Origin of the sequence: Endozoicomonas sp. ALB091, from assembly GCF_049310265.1 — a bacterium.
Taxonomy (GTDB): domain Bacteria; phylum Pseudomonadota; class Gammaproteobacteria; order Pseudomonadales; family Endozoicomonadaceae; genus Endozoicomonas.
Map to the genome: position 1 here is coordinate 472284 of NZ_JBLYNQ010000008.1, position 21851 is coordinate 494134.

Sequence of the window (21851 nt, forward strand, 5' to 3'; positions counted from 1 at the left end):
GCCGTAGTTAATGTGCACAAGCAACCCGCCAATCACCCCGCTCAAAAAAGTTTGGCAAATTCCCCAGACGATTCTTTACGGCCCGGTAACACCGATAAAAAAACACGAGTAACAGCAGTCTTGTCGGTCAAAAATGAGCAGCTGCATGTTACCCAACAAGTGTCAGCGAAGAGTGCACATAACAGCCCAATCCGAAACGTCACGCCCATCACAGATTGCATCAGCCACCTGAAGCAATCGGCATCGCCGGTTGGTGATGCGTTTCATTTTTTTGAATCCATTGATGCAAAGGATGAACTGATCCGTTTCTATCGGCAAAAGACAGACGCCGGGTTTCTTTTTATGATCCGGCATCCGAACGACCTGGATCATCACCCGTTAAGAAGGCTGCACTATTATCCAACTCCCGGACAAAAAAACGAGTGTCCCGGGCTTATTTATCAGTCAGTGCCCATTACCCTGATTTTCGATTGTGACAACCTCAGGCCCAGACAGCTGGCCTCATTGAATGAGCTGTTGGAGAATCCTCCCCGGCTGGATGGCATCCCTATCAGCACGACAGTCAGCCGGGTTGTTCTGGCCAAAAATGATTTAATATACCAGCCGGATGCTCCCGGACCGGATTTCTGGCGTCGGATATTTGCCCGGGACAAATACTCTTCAGCAACCTTCAATGTCACCCCGACCGCTGTGCCATCCTGGTCAGTAAGCCAGCGCACGGAGCCGCCAGAGCCGGGGAGTTTGCTGATTCACTGTGCGGGTCAGGATGTCTTTGCCAGCCTGTTTGGCAACCTGGCCATCAACAGTCATGGAGAACAGTATTTTCGCAATGGAGTGATCAGCAGCCAGCCTGACCCTGTGACCATCTGCCTGGTGGACCCACCGGATGCCAAAAGCCCATTCTGGCAACATTTGTCGGACATTCTTGAGCAAGGCTACTTCATCGCCAATGGTGAACGGGTGGAGCTGCCAGCGTCGCTGGTCTTGCAGCAATATCACACCCCGACCGAGAATATCACGGCATTCAAACAAGCCGTCAACAACACACCGGTGTTACCCGGTAAAACCTGCGGGGTTATTAATACCCATAATTTCAGCGCGGTCTTCAGTGACCTGTCCGCACAGGAAAACACCCTGCAAAAGACCGATACCTTTCATAAGATGGCCAGCGAATTTGACCAGCTGCTGATCAGCGGTGAGCTGACCAATGAACAATGGCTGATCCTGAAACATCGGACGGAATCACTGCCTGTCGCCCCCGGATTGGTGACAGGCACTTTGCCAGAGCCTTTCGGTGACAGCGTTGTCAGGCTGTATACCGGCCGTGTTGCCAATAATGTTGCTGCACATTGTTATCAACTGGCCACCGGGCAGCAATGGGAGGAGCTCTGGTTTACCAGCAAGCTGAAACTGTCAGGCAAGTTGAATTTCCAGCTGAGAGAAACCCCGTTATTGACACAACTCCTTAAGGGTAAACCAGTGGTGCTGTCCGGGCTGGAACATACCCCGACCCTGGCAGGGCATCTGGAGTCACTACTGTCACCTGAGCCCTATCTCTGGATTTACGGCCAGAAAAAAGCTCTGCCCCACTGCCAGCTGCATATAGTCTGGCCCACTGACCGACTGCCTGACCAGGGTCCATGGTTTCAGCGCTGGCAACAGCAGCAGGATGCCCGGAGTGATCGGTCAGCAGGCAGTGTTGAGGCTGACAGCTTTGATCCTGAAATAGCTGAGCTCGGTAAAGCTGAGTCCATTTTGGCAGAATCCATTATGGCCGCCCCCAAATCCCTTTCGTCCCGCCATCCCGATGCAATCGGGCCATTATGCAGTCTTTGGTCGCGCATTCAGACATTGCCCCAGAGCCCGGATGAAAGTTATCCGGTCATTCCGGTTCAGGCACCGGCTGAGTTTCTGAAACTGCTGGAGGCTCAGCTCCCCATTGAACAGCGGCTGGATCGCGCCGAGATTCTGGAGCCCTTCCACTGGCGTAAGGCCCTGAATAAGTTACTGGCCCATCCGGTGCGGGGTAATACAACCATTTACAGTTATGTCAAAGCTCAGATCAGTGGGATATTTCCGGATTCCATGGCAGAGGTTGATCGTGATGGCATTGCTGCCATCCTGAACACCCTGCCAGCCCTGAAGCACCCAAAGGATCTGGCCGATCATTTCTGGCCATTGGCCCGTTATATGGCACCGGCACTGGGCGAGTATTTGCCCGCTACCTTCAGCAAACCTTCTCTGCGCTGCACCGCGAAGATGGCCGCCATTATCCACTCAATATTCCCTCAACAGGGCATTGAGGCTGATCTGTTGCCGGTACTGAACGACAATATTCATCCCTGTTCCGGCCAACGGCTGCGTCTGCTGTACGATGCCCTGCGGGTCTGTGGCAGCCAGAGTATTCCGGTGCATCGGCAAGCCCGGGACTTGAACCAGCAACTGACCGCCATTAGCCAATGCCATCCGTCTGCGCCACTGGAGCAGCTGCAACAGCCGCTTCAGCACGCCTTTCCGGGGCTGACAACCTCTTTGCAGACACTGGCCTCAGATTGGCTGAAGGCCAGCTGTCATCATCAGCAGCAACAGGGCAAGCGGCTTGAACAGCTCACCACCATGCTCAGACAGCACAGGATCATTGAACTCAATGGCCCGGCGGGTACCGGTAAATCCTGTCTGGCCGTCGCCACCGGGCAAGCGTTACAGGAACGGCGGCAGGCATCAATGAACCGGCTTGCCGCTGGCCTACAGCCTGACCCGCACACAGTGAAAACCCTGACCCTGGGACCAAACACCACCTGGGAAGACCTGTACGGTTCGGTCTCCCTGAAACGAGACCGGCAGGGCAATACGGTCTCTCATTCGGTACCCGGCCAGATAACGGAGTGGGCCAAAGGTTCCGAGCCGGGCCTGCTGGTTATTAATGAAGCCAACCTGGTGCAGCACGGACTATTGTCACCACTGACCGGTTTGCTGCAATCGCCTGCCCGGCTCTGCGTCAATGGCCAGACGTTCGAGCTCACAGATAACCACCGGGTTTTGTTGACCGGTAATCCGGGAAATTATCCGGGGCGGAATCTTGACCCTGAATTGCAACGCCGGATTCTGCGCCTCTATTACCGGCCGCTGCCGGAGTCCGTTCTGCAACAAGCCATCATTGAGCCACTCCTGCCGGATACCTGGCCCTTGGAGCTGAGGTCCACCGCTTCGGACACCATCCTTTCCCTATTGGCAGAGTACAGAAAACAGGTATCCACAGACTATGAGCTGACGCCAAGGGACCTGAAAGACATCATGGCCCGGTTCCGGCTGATCACGGCGGATGCACCCTGTCCCACCAGCCAGGCCCAGATGTTGGCACTGGCTGACGAAGCGTGCGGGCAAAGTCTGGGTGGGCGGATCGATCCGGACCAACGCCCCGAATGGCAAGCACTCAGGGATTACCGGCACAGTTCCGGCAAGGTGGACCCTTCATTGCTGGACCAGCACCAGCGGGCCTTCACACAGTTTTTCGGACAGTTGGCACAGGTGAACAAAAAGCAATCGACGCCACTGGTCATCGATACTCCGGCCACCAGAGAGTACATAAAAACCTGTTGGCAATTTCTGCAACTCAGGGAACCGGGAAGAGTTGCCATGGTGGTGGAAGGTATTGCCGGGTGGGGTAAGGATGCCCTGTTACTGCTGACCCTGACCACCTGGCAACAGCAAACCGGTAGAGGCTATCAGCACCTCAATGGAGCTCCGGACCAGTTTAACCAGTTTGTGCAGGCCTTTAACCGCGCCTGGCGTCTGGGTGAGGTGCTGGTGGTCAGTGAACTCAATATTATTCCTTCCGGGCCATTGGAAGAGTTTCTCAATGACCGCCTGCCGCTGCCTCACAAGGCCGGGTTCAAATTGATTGGTACCGTTAATCCGCCCACCTATCCCGGACGGACGGCATTCCCGCCATCATTGACCAGCCGATTTACCGGCGTTCATATCCACCATGATACCCGGGATGACTATCGGCTCAGGCTACAAGCCATTGGGGTATCTGAGGATCTGAGTCGGTGGCTGACCGATTGCGCCAGTGCCCTTAACGATGATTTCCGACAGCAACGCATTCCCCTTGAACTGACGTTGCCGCAGCTGCTGCTGGCGGCCGATCGATTGGGCAGAACCTCCATGGATTGCTGGCCTGAGGGTCTGAGCCGGGAGTGGCAACCCTATCTGGAAAAGCGTACAAGCACATTTAAGTGGCCCTATATTCTTGTACAGTCATCAGAAAAGGGATCTTCCAGCAGCTCGGCCACTGTATTACCGCAGGCTTTCAGTCTGGGCCTGCTCCCTGGTGTGTCTGGCAACTTTCATGCAACCCGGTTTTTTCCCGGTAAATGGGATCCCCATCTGTACAGACTGAAGCTGTTCACAGCCGATGTGACCACTGACCAGACATTAGTTGAAAGCCCTTTACCAATGCGTCTCATGGATCAGAGCAAGCTTTTGCCCCTGTTAACCGGGCGAACCTATCTGAAAACCGGCGAAACCCCCGGGCGCATGACACTGAAACCGGGCCACAATTGGCAATTATTGCCATCGCTGACCCCCAACGACCGGTTGACCGGTTTGAGGTCCATTCCGAAACAGACGCAGCTGGCACTGGATAGGAGCACCGACCAATACTTTCTTCGTTCCGGACTCTCGGAACCGGTGACGGTGGATTTTATTATTAAGCCCGATCTGACTTATTTTCAGCCGTTAACGGCTAATGATCCCATTAACACACAGCCCCTGCGGTGCCCTCCGCTGATCAAAGTGCATCTGGATCAGGAGGTGTTCAGCGGGGATCCTGCTCACTTTCCGGGATACCGGAAGTTGCGGGAAATAGGGCAGATAGACAATCTGTCCGAACGGCTACTGGCCCTTGTCGATTGGTTCAGGGCATTTTCTTACGATCGTCCTTTTGACGAAACCGGCATCAACCTGGCCAAGCAATTGTTGCAGGAACAACAGGGAACCTGCCGCCATCGTGGGTTTCTGTTTCAATTACTCTGTCTTTACTGGGGTATTGAAGCCCGTATAGTACGATCGGGCTCACATGCTTTCGTTGAGGTCAGATCCGGCAATGGGTGGCGACTTTGTGATTTAGGGGGCGCTGGCAGCTCCACTTTCAGTTATTCATCAGAGCCGGAATGGCACAATATTTTCAAGTCAGCGCCAGTGGCACCCGTCAATTCGCCTTACGCTCAGGACGGAGCCGCTGATGGCTGGAAGGGGATATTGTCACTGGCCGCTTCTCTGCTCCAGCAACACAAGTGTACTCAATCTGAATTACCCCAAGAGGCGATAAAACAAATCCAGGACACCTTTCTGGAAAAGTTCCGAAAAAATTTCCGCCCTATCCCCATGTTCAGGGATTTACTATCAGAACGAACTTACAAAATATCACCAAGCCGCGAACGTTATGTCTTTGCCATGGAAATTGCCTGTGATTGGGTATCGGAACAATATTTGCTGGCGGCCCGACATGCCATTGACCATTTTGCCACCCTGGCCCCCCCGGAAAAAAAAGCCATTATCGATTGGAGCCACTGTATGCTCATCAGGTCAACCGATGAGCGGTCTCCCGAAAGACGTCTTTTCTGTGAGTGGTCGGAGTTTGCCTGGCAACTGTATTTGCAAAGCCCGAATGATTTTCCCGTCCTGCCTGTGCAAAGCCTGCAGACCATTATCCGGTTAAATTTTGATCATAATGGCATCGCTCAACGAATATACCAGCGCCTGTTCCGGCTTGAGTCCATCGATAAAGTCTATCTGAAAAATGTCCACGACAGTCCGGAGGCCGACCATTTTTCCCTGCTGTACTCCTGGGAAAAATTGCCACAGGTGGCGGCTACCGAAGTTTTTTGGAGTCATGCCTCCCGGGGCAAACCGGATATTGCCCGACTGATCCGTGGTGAGCCCTGTTTTCCGCAAAAATCAACGTACTATCAGGAAACCAATACCCTGATACTGTCTGCCCGGTTTTTGATCGACAGGGCGTTGTACACCCTCCTGCGAAGCACCAACAAACTGACCGGAGCAGCGTTTATTGAGGAGTTCCCTGAGCCCCCGAGCATGGGGAACTTAGGGGATCACATCAATGATGCAGAAAATAACCGACAGTTAATTCGCCTGATCAGTGATCAACGCTCTGCGGAAATATATACCCCGGTGATATGTAAAGACCTGAAAAGATTCCGGGTCCTGATCGTTGGCAACTTCCGTGAACGGGTAACCATCTTTGAAAGTTCGGCAGGACAAAGTTTCGACCTGATCGGCAGCGGGATTTTTTCTCCGGGTCTTACCCTGGATTGCCGGGAGTCGCTGGGAACCGTGAAACGACTGCTCAATGAGCATGATGCAACTATTTTAGGCGGGTATTGAGATGAGTCTTAGTACAAAGGAACTTTTGCCGGTTTACACCATCCAAATTGACTGACGGACCGCAATTACTATCAGAAAAGTACTATTTTCATGCTTCCTATTCAGCCCGGTGATCATCCTGTTGTAAAAGCACAAAAAAGGCTGGCAAATTCTACAGGCGATCCTCCACAGCCCAGTAAAATCCGTAAAAAAATGCTCGTAACTGAGGTTTTGCCCGTCAAAAATGAGCAGTCATATTTAGTCCAACAGGCATTAGCAGATAGTGCGCATTCCAGCCCAATCCGTAACATCACGCCCATCACAGATTGCATCAGCCATCTGAAACAATCGGCATCACCGGTAGGCGATGCGTTTCATTTTTTCGACTCTGAAAATGATAAGGCTGGGAAGGAGGTGTTGATCCATTGGTATCGGCAAAGGACAGGCACCGGGTTCCTTTTTATTATCCGGCATCCGGACGACCTGGATCATCACCCGTTAAGAAGGCTGCACTATTATCCAGCTCCCGGACAAAAAACCGAGCGTCCCGGGCTTATTTATCAGTCAGTGCCCATCACCCTGATTTTCGATTGTGACAACCTCAGGCCCAGACAGCTGGCCTCATTGAATGAGCTGTTGGAGAATCCACCCCGGCTGGATGGCATCCCCATCAGCACGACAGTCAGCCGGGTTGTTCTGGCCAAAAACGATTTAATAAATCAGCCTGATGCTCCCGGACCGGATTTCTGGCGTCGGATATTTGCCCGGGACAGATACTCTTCAGCAACCTTCAATGTCACCCCGGCCGCGGTGCCATCCTGGTCAGTAAGCCAGCGCACGGAGCCGCCAGAGCCGGGGAGTTTGCTGATTCACTGTGCGGGTCAGGATGTCTTTGCCAGCCTGTTTGGCAACCTGGCCATCAACAGTCATGGAGAACAGTATTTTCGCAATGGAGTGATCAGCAGCCAGCCTGACCCTGTGACCATCTGCCTGGTGGATCCGCCGGATGCCAAAAGCCCATTCTGGCAACATTTGTCGGACATTCTTGAGCAAGGCTACTTCATCGCCAATGGTGAACGGGTGGAGCTGCCAGCGTCGCTGGTCTTGCAGCAATATCACACCCCGACCGAGAATATCACGGCATTCAAACAAGCCGTCAACAACACACCGGTGTTACCCGGTAAAACCTGCGGGGTTATCAATACCCACAATTTCGACGCGGTCTTCAGTGATCTGTCCGCACAGGAAAACACCCTGCAAAAGACCGATACCTTTCATAAGATGGCCAGCGAATTTGACCAGCTGCTGGTCAGCGGTGAACTGACCGATGAACAATGGCTGATCCTGAAACATCGGACGGAATCACTGCCTGTCGCCCCCGGATTGGTGACAGGCACTTTGCCAGAACCCTCCGGTGACAGTGTTGTCAGGCTGTATACCGGCAGTGTTGCCAATATCGCTGCCAATGTTGTGGCACAATCCGACTGTTACCGACTGGCCACCGGTCAGCAATGGGAGGAGCTCTGGTTTACCAGCAAGCTGAAAATGTCAGGCAAGTTGCGTTTCCAGCTGAGAGCAACCCCGTTATTGACACAACTGCTTAAGGGTGAACCGGTGGTGCTGTCCGGGCTGGAACATACCCCGACCCTGGCAGGGCATCTGGAGTCACTACTGGCACCTGAGCCCTATCTCTGGATTTACGGCCAGAAAAAAGCTCTGCCCCACTGCCAGCTGCATATAATCTGGCCCGCTGACCGACTGCCTGACCAGAGTCGATGGTTCCAGCGCTGGCAACAGCAGCAGGATACCCGGAGTGATTGCTCAGCAGGCAGTGTAGAGGCTGACAGTGTTGAGCCTGAAACAGCTGAGCTCGGTAAAGCTGAGTCCATTTTGGCAGAATCCATTATGGCCGCCCCCGGTTTGATCCAACCCTTTTCGTCCCGCCATCCCGATGCAATTGGGCCATTAGGCCGTCTTTTGTCTCGCATTCGGACATTGCCCCAGAGCCCGGATAAAAGTTATCCGGTCATTCCGGTTCAGGCACCGGCTGAGTTTCTGAAACTGCTGGAGGCTCAGCTCCCCATTGAACAGCGGCTGGATCGCGCCGGGACTCTGGAGCCCTTTCACTGGCGTAAGGCCCTGAATAAGTTACTGGCCCATCCGGTGCGGGGTAATGAAACCATTTATAGTTTTGTCAAAGCTCAGATCAGTGGGATATTTCAGGATTCCATGGCAGAGGTTGATCGTGATGGCATTGCTGCCATCCTGGACACCCTGCCAGCCCTGAAGCACCCAAAGGATCTGGTAGATCATTTCTGGCCATTGGCCCGTTATATGGCACCGGCACTGGGCGAGTATTTGCCTGATATTTTCGGCGAACCTTCTCCCCGCTGCACCGCAAAGATGGCCGCCATTATCCACTCAATATTCCCTCAACAGGGCATTGAGGCTGATCTTTTGCCGGTACTGGACGACAATATCCATCCCTGTTCCGGCCATCGCCTGCGTCTGCTGTACGATGCCCTGCGGGTCTGTGGCAGCCAGAGTATCCCGGTGCATCGGCAAGCCCGGGACTTGAACCAGCAACTGACCGCCATTACCCAATGCCATCCGTCTGAGCCACTGGAACAGCTGCAACAGCCGCTTCAGCACGCCTTTTCGGAACCGCTGCTGACAACCTCCTTGCAGACACTGGCCTCAGATTGGCTGCAGGCCAGCTGTCATCATCAGCAGCAACAGGGCAAGCGGCTTGAACAGCTCACGACCATGCTCAGGCAGCACAGGATCATTGAGCTCAATGGCCCGGCGGGTACCGGTAAATCCTGCCTGGCCGTCGCCACCGGGCAAGCGTTACAGGAACGGCGGCAGGCATCAATGAACCGGCTTGCCGCTGGCCCACAGCCTGACCCGCACACAGTGAAAACCCTGACCCTGGGACCGAACACCACCTGGGAAGACCTGTACGGTTCGGTCTCCCTGAAACGAGACCGGCAGGGCAATACGGTCTCTCATTCGGTACCCGGGCAGATAACGGATTGGGCCAGGAGAAGACGCCCGGGCCTGCTGGTTATTAATGAAGCCAACCTGGTGCAGCACGGACTATTGTCACCACTGACCGGTTTGCTGCAATCGTCTCCCCGGCTCTGCGTCAATGGCCAGACGTTCGAGCTCACAGATAACCACCGGGTTTTGTTGACCGGTAATCCGGAAAATTATCCGGGGCGGAATCTTGACCCTGAATTGCAACGCCGGATTCTGCGCCTGTATTACCGGCCGCTGCCGGAGTCCATTCTGCAACAAGCCATCATTGAGCCACTTCTGCCGGATACCTGGCCCATGGAGCTGAGGTCCACCACTTCCGACACCATCCTCTCCCTGCTGGCAAAGTACAGAAAACAGGTATCCACAGACTATGAGCTGACGCCAAGGGACCTGAAAGACATCATGGCCCGGTTCCGGCTGATCACGGCGGATGCACCCTGTCCCACCAGCCAGGCCCAGGTGTTGGCACTGGCTGACGAAGCGTGCGGGCAAAGTCTGGGTGGGCGGATCGATCGGGACCAACGCCCCGAATGGCAGGCACTCAGGGATTACTGGCACAGTTCCGGTAAGGTGGACCGTTCATTGCTGGAGCAGCACCAGCGGGCCTTCACACAGTTTTTCGGACAGTTGGCACAGGTGAACAAAAAGCAATCGACGCCACTGGTCATCGATACTCCGGCCACCAGAGAGTACATAAAAACCTGCTGGCAATTTCTGCAACTCAGGGAACCGGGAAGAGTTGCCATGGTGGTGGAAGGGACTGCCGGGTGGGGTAAGGATGCCCTGTTACTGCTGACCCTGACCACCTGGCAACAGCAAACCGGTAAAGGCTTTCAGCATCTCAATGGGACACCGGACCAGTTTAACCAGTTTGTGCAGGCTTTTAACCGGGCCTGGCGTCTGGGTGAGGTGCTGGTGGTCAGTGAGCTCAATATCATTCCTTCCGGGCTATTGGAAGAGTTTCTCAATGACCGCCTGCCGCTGCCTCACAAGGATGGGTTCAAATTGATTGGTACCGTTAATCCGCCCACCTATCCCGGACGGACGGCATTCCCGCCGTCATTGACCAGTCGATTTACCGGCGTTCATATCCACCATGATACCCGGGATGACTACCGGCTCAGGCTGCAAGCCATGGGGGTATCTGAGGATCTGAGTCGGTGGCTGACCGATTGCGCCAGTGCCCTCAATAATCATTTCCGACAGCGACGCATTCCCCTTGAACTGACGTTGCCGCAGCTGCTGCTGGCGGCCGAGCGATTGGGCAGAATCCCCATGGTTTGGTGGCCTGATGTTCTGAGCTGGGAGTGGGAACCCTATCTGGAAAAAAGTTCATGGGAATTTAAGTGGCCCTATATTCTTGTACAGTCATCAGAAAAGGGATCTTCCAGAGGTTCGGCCAAAAAATCACCGAAGGCTTTCAGTCTGGGCAGGCCCCCGGGTGCGTCCAGAAAATTTCAGGTTACCCGGTTTTTTCCCGTTAAATGGCATGCCAAGCTGTATCGACTAAAACTGCTCACAGCCGATGTGACCACTGATCAGAATTTAGTTATCGGCCTGTTGCCAAGACACCTCGTGGATCAGAGTAATCTTTTGCCCCTGTTAACCGGGCGTACCGATCTGAAAACCGATGAAACCCCCGGGCGCATGACACTGGAACCGGGCCGCAATTGGCAACGATTGCCATCGCTGACTCCCAACGACCGTTTGACCGGTCTGAGATCCATTCCGCAACAGACCAGGCTGGCACAGGATAGGCACACAGGCCAATACTATCTGCGTTCCGAACTCACGGAACCGGAGACGGTAGATTTTATTATTAAACCCGACCGGACTTACTTTCAGCCGTTAACGGCTGATGATCCCATCAACACTCAGCCCTGGCGATGCCCTCCCCTGATCAAAGTACATCTGGATCAGGAGGTTTTCAGCGGGGATCCTGTTCACTTTCCGGGATACCGGAAGTTGCGGGAAATTGGGCTGATAAGCAATCTGGCTGGACGGCTGCTGGCGCTGGTCGATTGGTTCAGAGATTTTTCTTACGATCGTACTTTTGACGAAACCGGCATCAGTCTGGTCAAGCAATTGTTGCAGGAACAACAGGGAACCTGCCGCCACCGTGCGTTTCTGTTTCAATTACTCTGTCTTTACTGGGGTATTGAAGCCCGAATAGTAAAATCGAAATCACATGCTTTCGTTGAGGTCAGATCCCGCAATGGGTGGCGACTTTGTGATTTATGGGGCGCTGGCAGCTCCAGTATCAGTTACTCATCAGAGCCGACATGGCACAATCTTTACCAGTCAGCCCCAGTGCAGCCAGTCAATTCATCTTGCGGACAGGACGGAGCCGCTGATGGCTGGAACAGGATATTGTCACTGGCCACTTCTCTGCTCCAGCAATGGCAGTGTGTTAGATCTGAATTACCCCAAGAGGTGATAAAACCTATCCAGGACACCTTTCTGGAAACGTTCCGGAAAAATTTCCGCCCCATCCCCATGAACAGGGGGTTATTATCAGATCGAACTTACCCAATATCGCCAGATTGCGAAGGTAATATCGATGCATTCCTGATTGCCTACCATTGGGTGCCGACACAATATTTACAGGCGGCCCGACATGCCATTGACCATTTTTCCACCCTGGCTCCACCGGAAAAAAAAGCCATTATCGACTGGAGCCACTGTATGCTCATCTGGTCAATCGACTATCAGTCTCCCAAAAAGCATCTCTTCTGTCAGTGGTCGGAGTTTGCCTGGCAACTGTATTTGCAAAGCCCGAATGATTTTCCCGTCCTGCCTGTGCAAAGCCTGCAGACCATTATCCGGTTCAATTTTGATCATAATGGCATGGCTCAACGAATAAGCCAGCGCCTGTTTCGGGTTGAGTCCATCAATAAAATTTATCTGAAAAATGTCTGCAACAGTCTGGGGGTTCGCAATTTTTCGCTGCTGCCCCCCTGGGAACAATTGCCACAGGTGGCGGCTACCGAGGTTTATTGGAGTCATGCCTCCCGGGGCAAACCGGATATTGCCCGACTGATCCGTGGTGAGCCCTGTTTCCCGGAAAAATCAACCTCCTACCAGGAAACCAATACCCTGATATTGGCCGCCCAGTTTTTGATCGACAGGGCGTGGGAGACCCTCCGGCAAAGCACCAATAAACTGACCGGTGCCGCCTTTCTTGAGGAACTCCCTGAGCCCCAGACCAACAAAATTTTAGAGGATCACATCGATGATGCAGAAATTAACCGGCAGTTAAATCGCCTGATCGGCGATAAACGCTCTGCTGAAATATATACCCCGGTGATATGTAATGACCTGCAAAGATTCCGGGTCTTGATCGTTGGCAACTTCCGTGAAAACCGGGGAATCATCTTTGAAAGTCCGGCAGGGCAAAACTTCAACCTGATCGGCAGTGGGATTTTTTCTCCGGGTATTGCCCTGGATTGCCGGGAGTCGCTGGGAACCATAAAACGCCTGCTCAATGAACATGATGCAACTATTTTAAGCGGGAATTAGCTAGTACATGGTTTCAATGAGTTTGACGGGTTGTCGTGCCTCCGCACTCCGTTCGCCCTGAGGCTGTCGAAGGACCCATAGGGCCTAAAGGCGGAAACTCCGGACTCTGATAGATCGTGCCAAGCACCCTTCGACTCCGCTCAGGGTGAACGGAGATCGTACACGTCAAACTCATTGAAACTATGTACTAGCGTATCAGGGTACTCCTATGATCAGCCGCGGTATTGCAGGGAGGAACTTTTGCCGGTTTACATCATCTAACTTGACTGACCGACCACAATTACTATCAGAAAAGTACTATTTTCATGCTTCCTATTCAGCCAAGTGATCATTCTGTTGTAACCGCTCAAAAAAGGTTGGCAAGTTCTACAGGCGATCCTTCACAGTCCAGTAAAATCCCTAAAAAAACACCAGAAACCGGGGTTTTGTCCGTCAAAAATGAGCAGTCATATTTAGTCCAACAGGCATCATCAGATAGTGCGCATTCCAGCCCAATCCGTAACGTCACGACCATCACAGATTGCATCAGCCAACTGAAGCAGTCGGTATCACCGATTGGTGATGAATTTCATTTTTGCGGTTCCTTTCGTGGGAATGAAAGGAAGGAGGAGTTGATCCGTCTCTTTCGGGAAGCGACAGGCATCGGTTTTTTTTTTATTATCCGGCATCCGAACGACCTGGATCATCACCCGTTAAGAAGGCTGCACTATTATCCCGCTCCCGGACAAAAAATCGAGCGTCCCGGGCTTATCTATCAGTCAGTGCCCATCACCCTGGTTTTCGATTGTGACAATCTCAGGCCCAGACAGCTGGCCTCATTGAATGAGCTGTTGGAGAATCCACCCCGGCTGGATGGCCCCCCCATCAGCAAGGCAGTCAGCCGGATTGTTCTGGTTAAGGACGATTTAATATACAAGCCTGACGCTCCCGGACCAGATTTCTGGCGTCGGGTATTTGCCTTGAGGAGAACCGATTTTGAAACCGTCCGAGCCTCTAACCCCCGGGCCGTTGTGCCATCCCGGTCGGTAAGCCATCGCACGGAGCCGCCAGAGCCGGGGAGTTTGCTGATTCACTGTGCGGGTCAGGATGTCTTTGCCAGCCTGTTTGGCAACCTGGCCATCAACAGTCATGGAGAACAGTATTTTCGCAATGGAGTGATCAGCAGCCAGCCTGACCCTGTGACCATCTGCCTGGTGGATCCGCCGGATGCCAAAAGCCCATTCTGGCAACATTTGTCGGACATTCTTGAGCAAGGCTACTTCATCGCCAATGGTGAACGGGTGGAGCTGCCAGCGTCGCTGGTCTTGCAGCAATATCACACCCCGACCGAGAATATCACGGCATTCAAACAAGCCGTCAACAACACACCGGTGTTACCCGGTAAAACCTGCGGGGTTATCAATACCCACAATTTCGACGCGGTCTTCAGTGATCTGTCCGCACAGGAAAACACCCTGCAAAAGACCGATACCTTTCATAAGATGGCCAGCGAATTTGACCAGCTGCTGGTCAGCGGTGAACTGACCGATGAACAATGGCTGATCCTGAAACATCGGACGGAATCACTGCCTGTCGCCCCCGGATTGGTGACAGGCACTTTGCCAGAACCCTCCGGTGACAGTGTTGTCAGGCTGTATACCGGCAGTGTTGCCAATATCGCTGCCAATGTTGTGGCACAATCCGACTGTTACCGACTGGCCACCGGTCAGCAATGGGAGGAGCTCTGGTTTACCAGCAAGCTGAAAATGTCAGGCAAGTTGCGTTTCCAGCTGAGAGCAACCCCGTTATTGACACAACTGCTTAAGGGTGAACCGGTGGTGCTGTCCGGGCTGGAACATACCCCGACCCTGGCAGGGCATCTGGAGTCACTACTGGCACCTGAGCCCTATCTCTGGATTTACGGCCAGAAAAAAGCTCTGCCCCACTGCCAGCTGCATATAATCTGGCCCGCTGACCGACTGCCTGACCAGAGTCGATGGTTCCAGCGCTGGCAACAGCAGCAGGATACCCGGAGTGATTGCTCAGCAGGCAGTGTAGAGGCTGACAGTGTTGAGCCTGAAACAGCTGAGCTCGGTAAAGCTGAGTCCATTTTGGCAGAATCCATTATGGCCGCCCCCGGTTTGATCCAACCCTTTTCGTCCCGCCATCCCGATGCAATTGGGCCATTAGGCCGTCTTTTGTCTCGCATTCGGACATTGCCCCAGAGCCCGGATAAAAGTTATCCGGTCATTCCGGTTCAGGCACCGGCTGAGTTTCTGAAACTGCTGGAGGCTCAGCTCCCCATTGAACAGCGGCTGGATCGCGCCGGGACTCTGGAGCCCTTTCACTGGCGTAAGGCCCTGAATAAGTTACTGGCCCATCCGGTGCGGGGTAATGTAACCATTTACAGTTTTGTCAAAGCTCAGATCAGTGGGATATTTCCGGATTCCATGGAAGGGGTTGATCGTGATGGCATTGCTGCCATCCTGAACACCCTGCCAGCCCTGAAGCACCCAAAGGATCTGGCCGATCATTTCTGGCCATTGGCCCGTTATATGGCACCGGCACTGGGCGAGTATTTGCCTGATATTTTCGGCGAACCTTCTCCCCGCTGCACCGCGAAGATGGCCGCCATTATCCACTCAATATTCCCTCAACAGGGCATTGAGGCTGATCTTTTGCCGGTACTGAACGACAATATCCATCCCTATTCCGGCCATCGCCTGCGCCTGCTGTACGACGCCCTGCGGGTCTGTGGCAGCCAGAGTATCCCGGTGCATCGGCAAGCCCGGGACTTGAACCAGCAACTGACCGCCATTAGCCAATGCCATCCGTCTGAGCCACTGGAGCAGCTGCAACAGCCGCTTCAGCACGCCTTTTCGGAACCGCTGCTGACAACCTCCTTGCAGACACTGGCCTCAGATTGGCTCAAGGCCAGCTGTCACCATCAGCAGCAACAGGGCAAGCGGCTTGAACAGCTCACGACCATGCTCAGACAGCACAGGATCATTGAGCTCAATGGCCCGGCGGGTACCGGTAAATCCTGCCTGGCCGTCGCCACCGGGCAAGCGTTACAGGAACGGCGGCAGGCATCAATGAACCGGCTTGCCGCTGGCCCACAGCCTGAACAGCACACAGTGAAAACCCTGACCCTGGGACCGAACACCACCTGGGAAGACCTGTACGGTTCGGTCTCCCTGAAACGAGACCGGCAGGGCAATACGGTCTCTCATTCGGTACCCGGGCAGATAACGGATTGGGCCAGGAGAAGACGCCCGGGCCTGCTGGTTATTAATGAAGCCAACCTGGTGCAGCACGGACTATTGTCACCACTGACCGGTTTGCTGCAATCGTCTCCCCGGCTCTGCGTCAATGGCCAGACCTACGAGTTAACAGATAACCACCGGGTTTTGTTGACCGGTAATCCGGAAAATTATCCGGGGCGGAATCTTGACCCTGAATTGCAACGCCGGATTCTGCGCCTCTATTACCGGCCGCTGCCGGAGTCCATTCTGCAACAAGCCATCATTGAGCCACTTCTGCCGGATACCTGGCCCATGGAGCGGAGGTCCACCACTTCCGACACCATCCTCTCCCTGTTGGCAGAGTACAGAAAGCAGGTATCCATAGACTATGAGCTGACGCCAAGGGACCTGAAAGACATCATGGCCCGGTTCCGGCTGATCACGGCGGATGCACCCTGTCCCACCAGCCAGGCCCAGGTGTTGGCACTGGCTGACGAAGCGTGCGGGCAAAGTCTGGGGGGGCGGATCGATCGGGACCAACGCCCCGAATGGCAAGCGCTCAGGGATTACTGGCACAGTTCCGGTAAGGTGGACCGTTCATTACTGGAGCAGCACCAGCGGGCCTTCACACAGTTTTTCGGACAGTTGGCACAGGTGAACAAAAAGCAATCGACGCCACTGGTCATCGATACTCCGGCCACCAGAGAGTACATAAAAACCTGCTGGCAATTTCTGCAACTCAGGGAACCGGGAAGAGTTGCCATGGTGGTGGAAGGGACTGCCGGGTGGGGTAAGGATGCCCTGTTACTGCTGACCCTGACCACCTGGCAACAGCAAACCGGTAAAGGCTTTCAGCATCTCAATGGGACACCGGACCAGTTTAACCAGTTTGTGCAGGCCTTTAACCGCGCCTGGCGTCTGGGTGAGGTATTAGTGGTCAGTGAGCTCAATATCATTCCTTCCGGGCTATTGGAAGAGTTTCTCAATGACCGCCTGCCGCTGCCTCACAAGGCCGGGTTCAAATTGATTGGTACTGTTAATCCACCCACCTATCCCGGACGGACGGCATTCCCGCCGTCATTGACCAGTCGCTTTACCGGCGTTCATATCCACTATGATACCCTGGATGACTACCGGCTCAGGCTGCAAGCCATGGGGGTATCTGAGGATCTGAGTCGGTGGCTGACCGATTGCGCCAGTGCCCTCAATAATCATTTCCGACAGCAACGCATTCCCCTTGAACTGACGTTGTCGCAGCTGCTCCGGGCGGCCGATGAATTGGGCAAAATCGCCATGGACCAGTGGACTAAACATCTATCACTGAAGTGGTGGCCCTATCTGAAGTACTGTGAATACAGCTTTCAGTGGCCTTATACTCATGGAAAGGGATCTTCCAGAGGTCCGGACACTCATTCACCGGAGATTTTCAGCTTGGGCTCGCCCCCTGGTGTATCCAGAAACTTTCAGGTTACCCGGTTTTTTCCCGGTAAATGGAGTCCCGATCTGTATCGACTGGAGCTGTATACAGCCGATGTGAACACTGATAAGCAGTTAGTTCAAAGCCGGTTGCCTATACACCCCGTGGAGCAGAGCAATCTTTTGCCCCTGTTAACCGGGCGAACCTATCTGAAAACCGGCGAAACCCCCGGGCGCATGACACTGAAACCGGGCAGCAATTGGCAACGATTGCCATCGCTGACCCCCAACGACGTGTTGACCGGTCTGAGATCCATTCCGAAACAGACGCAGCTGGCACGGGATAAGAGCACCGACCAATACTTTCTTCGTTCCGGACTCACGAAACCGGTGACGGTGGATTTTATTATTAAGCCCGACCTGACTTATTTTCAGCCGTTAACGGCTGATGATCCCATCAACACACAGCCCCTGCGTTGCCCGCCCCTGATCAAAGTACATCTGGATCAGGAGGTGTTCAGCGAATACCCGGCTCCGGGGTACCGGAAGTTGCGGGAAATAGGGCAGTTAGAGAATTTGTCCGAACGGCTACTGGCCCTTGTCGATTGGTTCAGGGCATTTTCTTACGATCGTCCTTTTGACGAAACCGGCATCAGCCTGGTTAAGCAACTGTTGCAGGAACAACAGGGAACCTGCCGCCATCGTGGGTTTCTGTTTCAATTACTCTGTCTTTACTGGGGTATTGAAGCCCGTATAGTAAATTCGGGCTCACATGCTTTCGTTGAGGTCAGATCCTGCAATGGGTGGCGACTTTGTGATTTAGGGGGCGCTGGCAGCTCCACTTACAGTTATTCATCAGAGCCGGAATGGCACAATATTTTCAAGTCAGCGCCAGTGGGCCCCGTCAATTCGCGTTACGCTCAGGACGGAGCCGCTGATGGCTGGAACGGGATATCGTCACTGGCCACTTCTTTGCTCAAGCAACACAAGTGTACTCAATCTGAATTACCCCAAGAGGCGATAAAACAAATCCAGGACACCTTTCTGGAAACGTTCCGGAAAAACTTTCGCCCTATCCCCATAGGCAGGGAGGTATCATCAAGTCGATCTAAACCAGTGTCGCCAGGTTGCAAATCTCATAACGGTATCTTTGCATTTCAGATTGTCGTCCATTGGGTACCGGAACAGTATTTGTTGGCGGCCCGACATGCCATTGACCATTTTTCCACCCTGGCCCCCCCGGAAAAAAAAGCCATTATCGACTGGAGCCACTGTATGCTCATCTGGTCAACCCAATTTACGTCTCCCCTAAAGCATCCTTTCTGTGAGTGGTCGGAGTTTGCCTGGCAACTGTATTTGCAAAGCCCGAATGATTTTCCCGTCCTGCCTGTGCAAAGCCTGCAGACCATTATCCGGTTCAATTTTGATCATAATGGCATGGCTCAACGAATAAGCCAGCGCCTGTTCCAGGTTGAGTCCATCGATAAAGTCTATCTGAAAAATGTCCGCGACAGTCCGGAGGTCGGCAATTTTCCCCTGCTGTGCCCCGGGAAACAATTGCCACAGGTGGCGGCTACCGAAGTTTATTGGAGTCATGCTTCCCGGGGCAAACCGGATATTGCCCGACTGATCCGTGGTCAGCCCTGTTTCCCGGAAAAATCAACCTATTACCAGGAAACCAATACCCTGATAGTGGCCGCCCAGTTTTTGATCGAAAGGGCGTGGGACACTCTCCGGCAAAGCACCAATAAACTGACCGGCTCAGCCTTTCTTAAGGAACTCCCTGTGCCCCAGATCATGAGTACCCTTGATGATCACATCGATGATGCAGAAAATAACCGGCAGTTAATTCGTCTGATCGGCGATCAACGCTCTGCTGACATATATACCCCGGTAATATGTGAAGACCTGAAAAGATTCCGGGTCTTGATCGTTGGCAATTTCCGCGACCGGGTAACCATCTTTGAAAGTGCGGCAGGGCAAAATTTCAACCTGATCGGCAGTGGGATTTTTACTCCGGGTATTGCCCTGGATTGTGAGGATTCGCTGGGAACCATAAAACGCTTGATCAATGAACATGACGCAACCATTTTAAGCAGATATTAAAATTCCTTCTCTCCGGAAATTTAACGAGATTAAAAATGAATCCTTGTTTTACTAACGAGCAATCTACTAAAAGACCAAAGTTGACTCATGACAGTGTAATGAGTCCAAGTACCGATAAGGCTAACTCTGAAACTTCCGCTCATTCATTGCATTTTTCCGGGATACCTTTGAACAAACTCGGTGATATCTCTACTCATCTGAGCTGTGGTGAAATTCAGGAGTTGCAAAAAGAGTGTGGGCAGATCCATCTGTCGGCGGTTACCTCCCGTGACATTAAGGAAAACTGGCCTTTTAAATACCTGTATACCAGACCTGATAAAGCTGAAACCAGGCAGAACGATCCACTCATCACTCACCAACCGGTATTCTCTGAGGAGATACGTCAGATGATTGAATGCCGCGAGTTTAAACTTGAGCGAAAAGGGGTTGCTCATTTTTTTGATGGTCAGAACATAAAAGCGATGTTCAGCCCCTCGGAACGCCATGTCCTGTTCCAGGACTTCCATGTAGTCCGCGGCTGGAGTTGTGATGACAATGGTGACTGGCGGGAGGACGTTGTACTAGGGGTCAAACCAGATAAAACCGCCATCTTCAGCACTTCCGGGCACTATGCGATGGCAGCAGCAGAAGGGGTGTGCAAAGTCTGGAGCTTTGACAGTGGGACCAACTGGCTGGAACAGTTTGAGACCCACAATATCGGCAGGATTAAGAATGTTCAATTTTCCCCCATAGAGCGGGCACTGGCCATCACCAGCAGTGACCATAACGGCCTTGATGCATTGATGATCTGCGTTCGCCATGGCGATAGAGGCTGGATACCGGGATACATGAACAATGGGTTTGAGAATTTGTCTTTTCAATTCAGTCCTTCCGGTAATGATCTACTGATCACTTTCAAACGTGGTGCTGAAATTATGAGCATTGACTACGACGGCCAGGTCAGATGCCAATATTCATATCCGACCAGCGACATGGACGTGAATGCTACCTTCAGTCCGACTGGAGATTGTGCTGTTATCCTCACCAAAACGGTGGGTTCAGATGAAAACACACTGACAATCATTGGCCCTGTAGACGACAAGTGGCAAGAGTTGGGATCCCTCAACATGACAATTCATGATGTCAAATTCAGTAACTCAGCACGGCATCTGATGATCCACACCATAGACCATAAAATCAGACTATGGAGTGTGAATGACCAGGGCCGCTATGTTCAAAAGAAAGAAATTACTGATCAGCCGTCACTTACGGCTACGCAATTCAGTGCATCAGAAGACATCTTCCTGACTCACAATTCTGATAATGGCGTTGTCCAAATCCTGAACTATAACCGTTCGGGCCAATGGGTAATTTCACATAAAAATACTTATTATTTGTCGCGGCAAGCCTGTTTCAGCGATGACCCGGCATCCAACTGTATTATGATCAGGGAGGATAATGATGTTCATGTCGTGCATGTTAGCAACGAAGGCCGTTGCCAATTTAAAAAAATCCATTCAGAAGAGAAAATTGATGAGGCAAGCATCAGCCCATCAGGACGCTATGTTCTGACCACTCATGGTGGCCGTGATGGGCTCATAGCCAGGCTCTGGAGTTTTGACAGCGAGGGTAATTCGTTTGCCAAAACCAGGATTAACCGTCCTGCATCGGTCAACAACGGTTTCAAAGTCAATAAAGCCATATTCAGCGCTTCGGAGCAGTTGCTCCGGCTTTACGGCGGTGGTGGTTTTTTTTCTCTGAATACCATTATCTTTTGGGGGTGTGATAATAACGGCTCATGGACCGAGAGAGGCGTTGTGGACAATGCTGTCTGTGACCCATTGACCGATGAACCTGTCCACAGTCACACAATGCTCCAGATATTGGCTGGCGACGAGGAACAGGACGGAGACTTTAAAATCTTCGGCTACGACCGTGATGGCAATTGGTGCCAAAAGGCAAAAAGAAACCATGGTACAACCTTCTCTTCAGGCAGTTTCAGCCCCTCGGGACGAATGCTGTTGACCTGTGGTGACAACAGCGCCAGCATCTGGCAGATCAACCCGGAGAAACAAGTATAAGCAGTCAGTGCCAAAGGGCTGCGCTGGCTTTTTTGCACGCAGCTCTCTGTTTTTTTATGCCTGAAAAACATCATCGGTATTGCCGCATAAGTAGTTG

At 52.9% G+C, this 21851-nt stretch carries 4 protein-coding genes; all 4 read left to right on the forward strand.

What is annotated here, in order from left to right:
• Positions 1-120: 120 nt before the first annotated feature.
• A complete protein-coding gene (locus tag ACO6UX_RS18525; protein ID WP_422449855.1) occupies positions 121-6408 on the forward strand; it encodes a transglutaminase domain-containing protein in 6288 nt (2095 codons plus the stop codon).
• Between the two features lie 90 nt (positions 6409-6498).
• A complete protein-coding gene (locus ACO6UX_RS18530) occupies positions 6499-12948 on the forward strand; it encodes an AAA family ATPase (RefSeq protein WP_422449856.1) in 6450 nt (2149 codons plus the stop codon).
• A 611-nt stretch (positions 12949-13559) separates the two neighbouring features.
• On the forward strand, positions 13560-19694 hold the full coding sequence (locus tag ACO6UX_RS18535) for an AAA family ATPase (protein ID WP_422449857.1): 6135 nt from the start codon (positions 13560-13562) through the stop codon (positions 19692-19694).
• A 98-nt stretch (positions 19695-19792) separates the two neighbouring features.
• Positions 19793-21754, forward strand: a complete 1962-nt coding sequence (locus ACO6UX_RS18540) for a WD40 repeat domain-containing protein (RefSeq protein ID WP_422449858.1) — start codon at positions 19793-19795, stop codon at positions 21752-21754.
• Positions 21755-21851 lie beyond the last annotated feature (97 nt).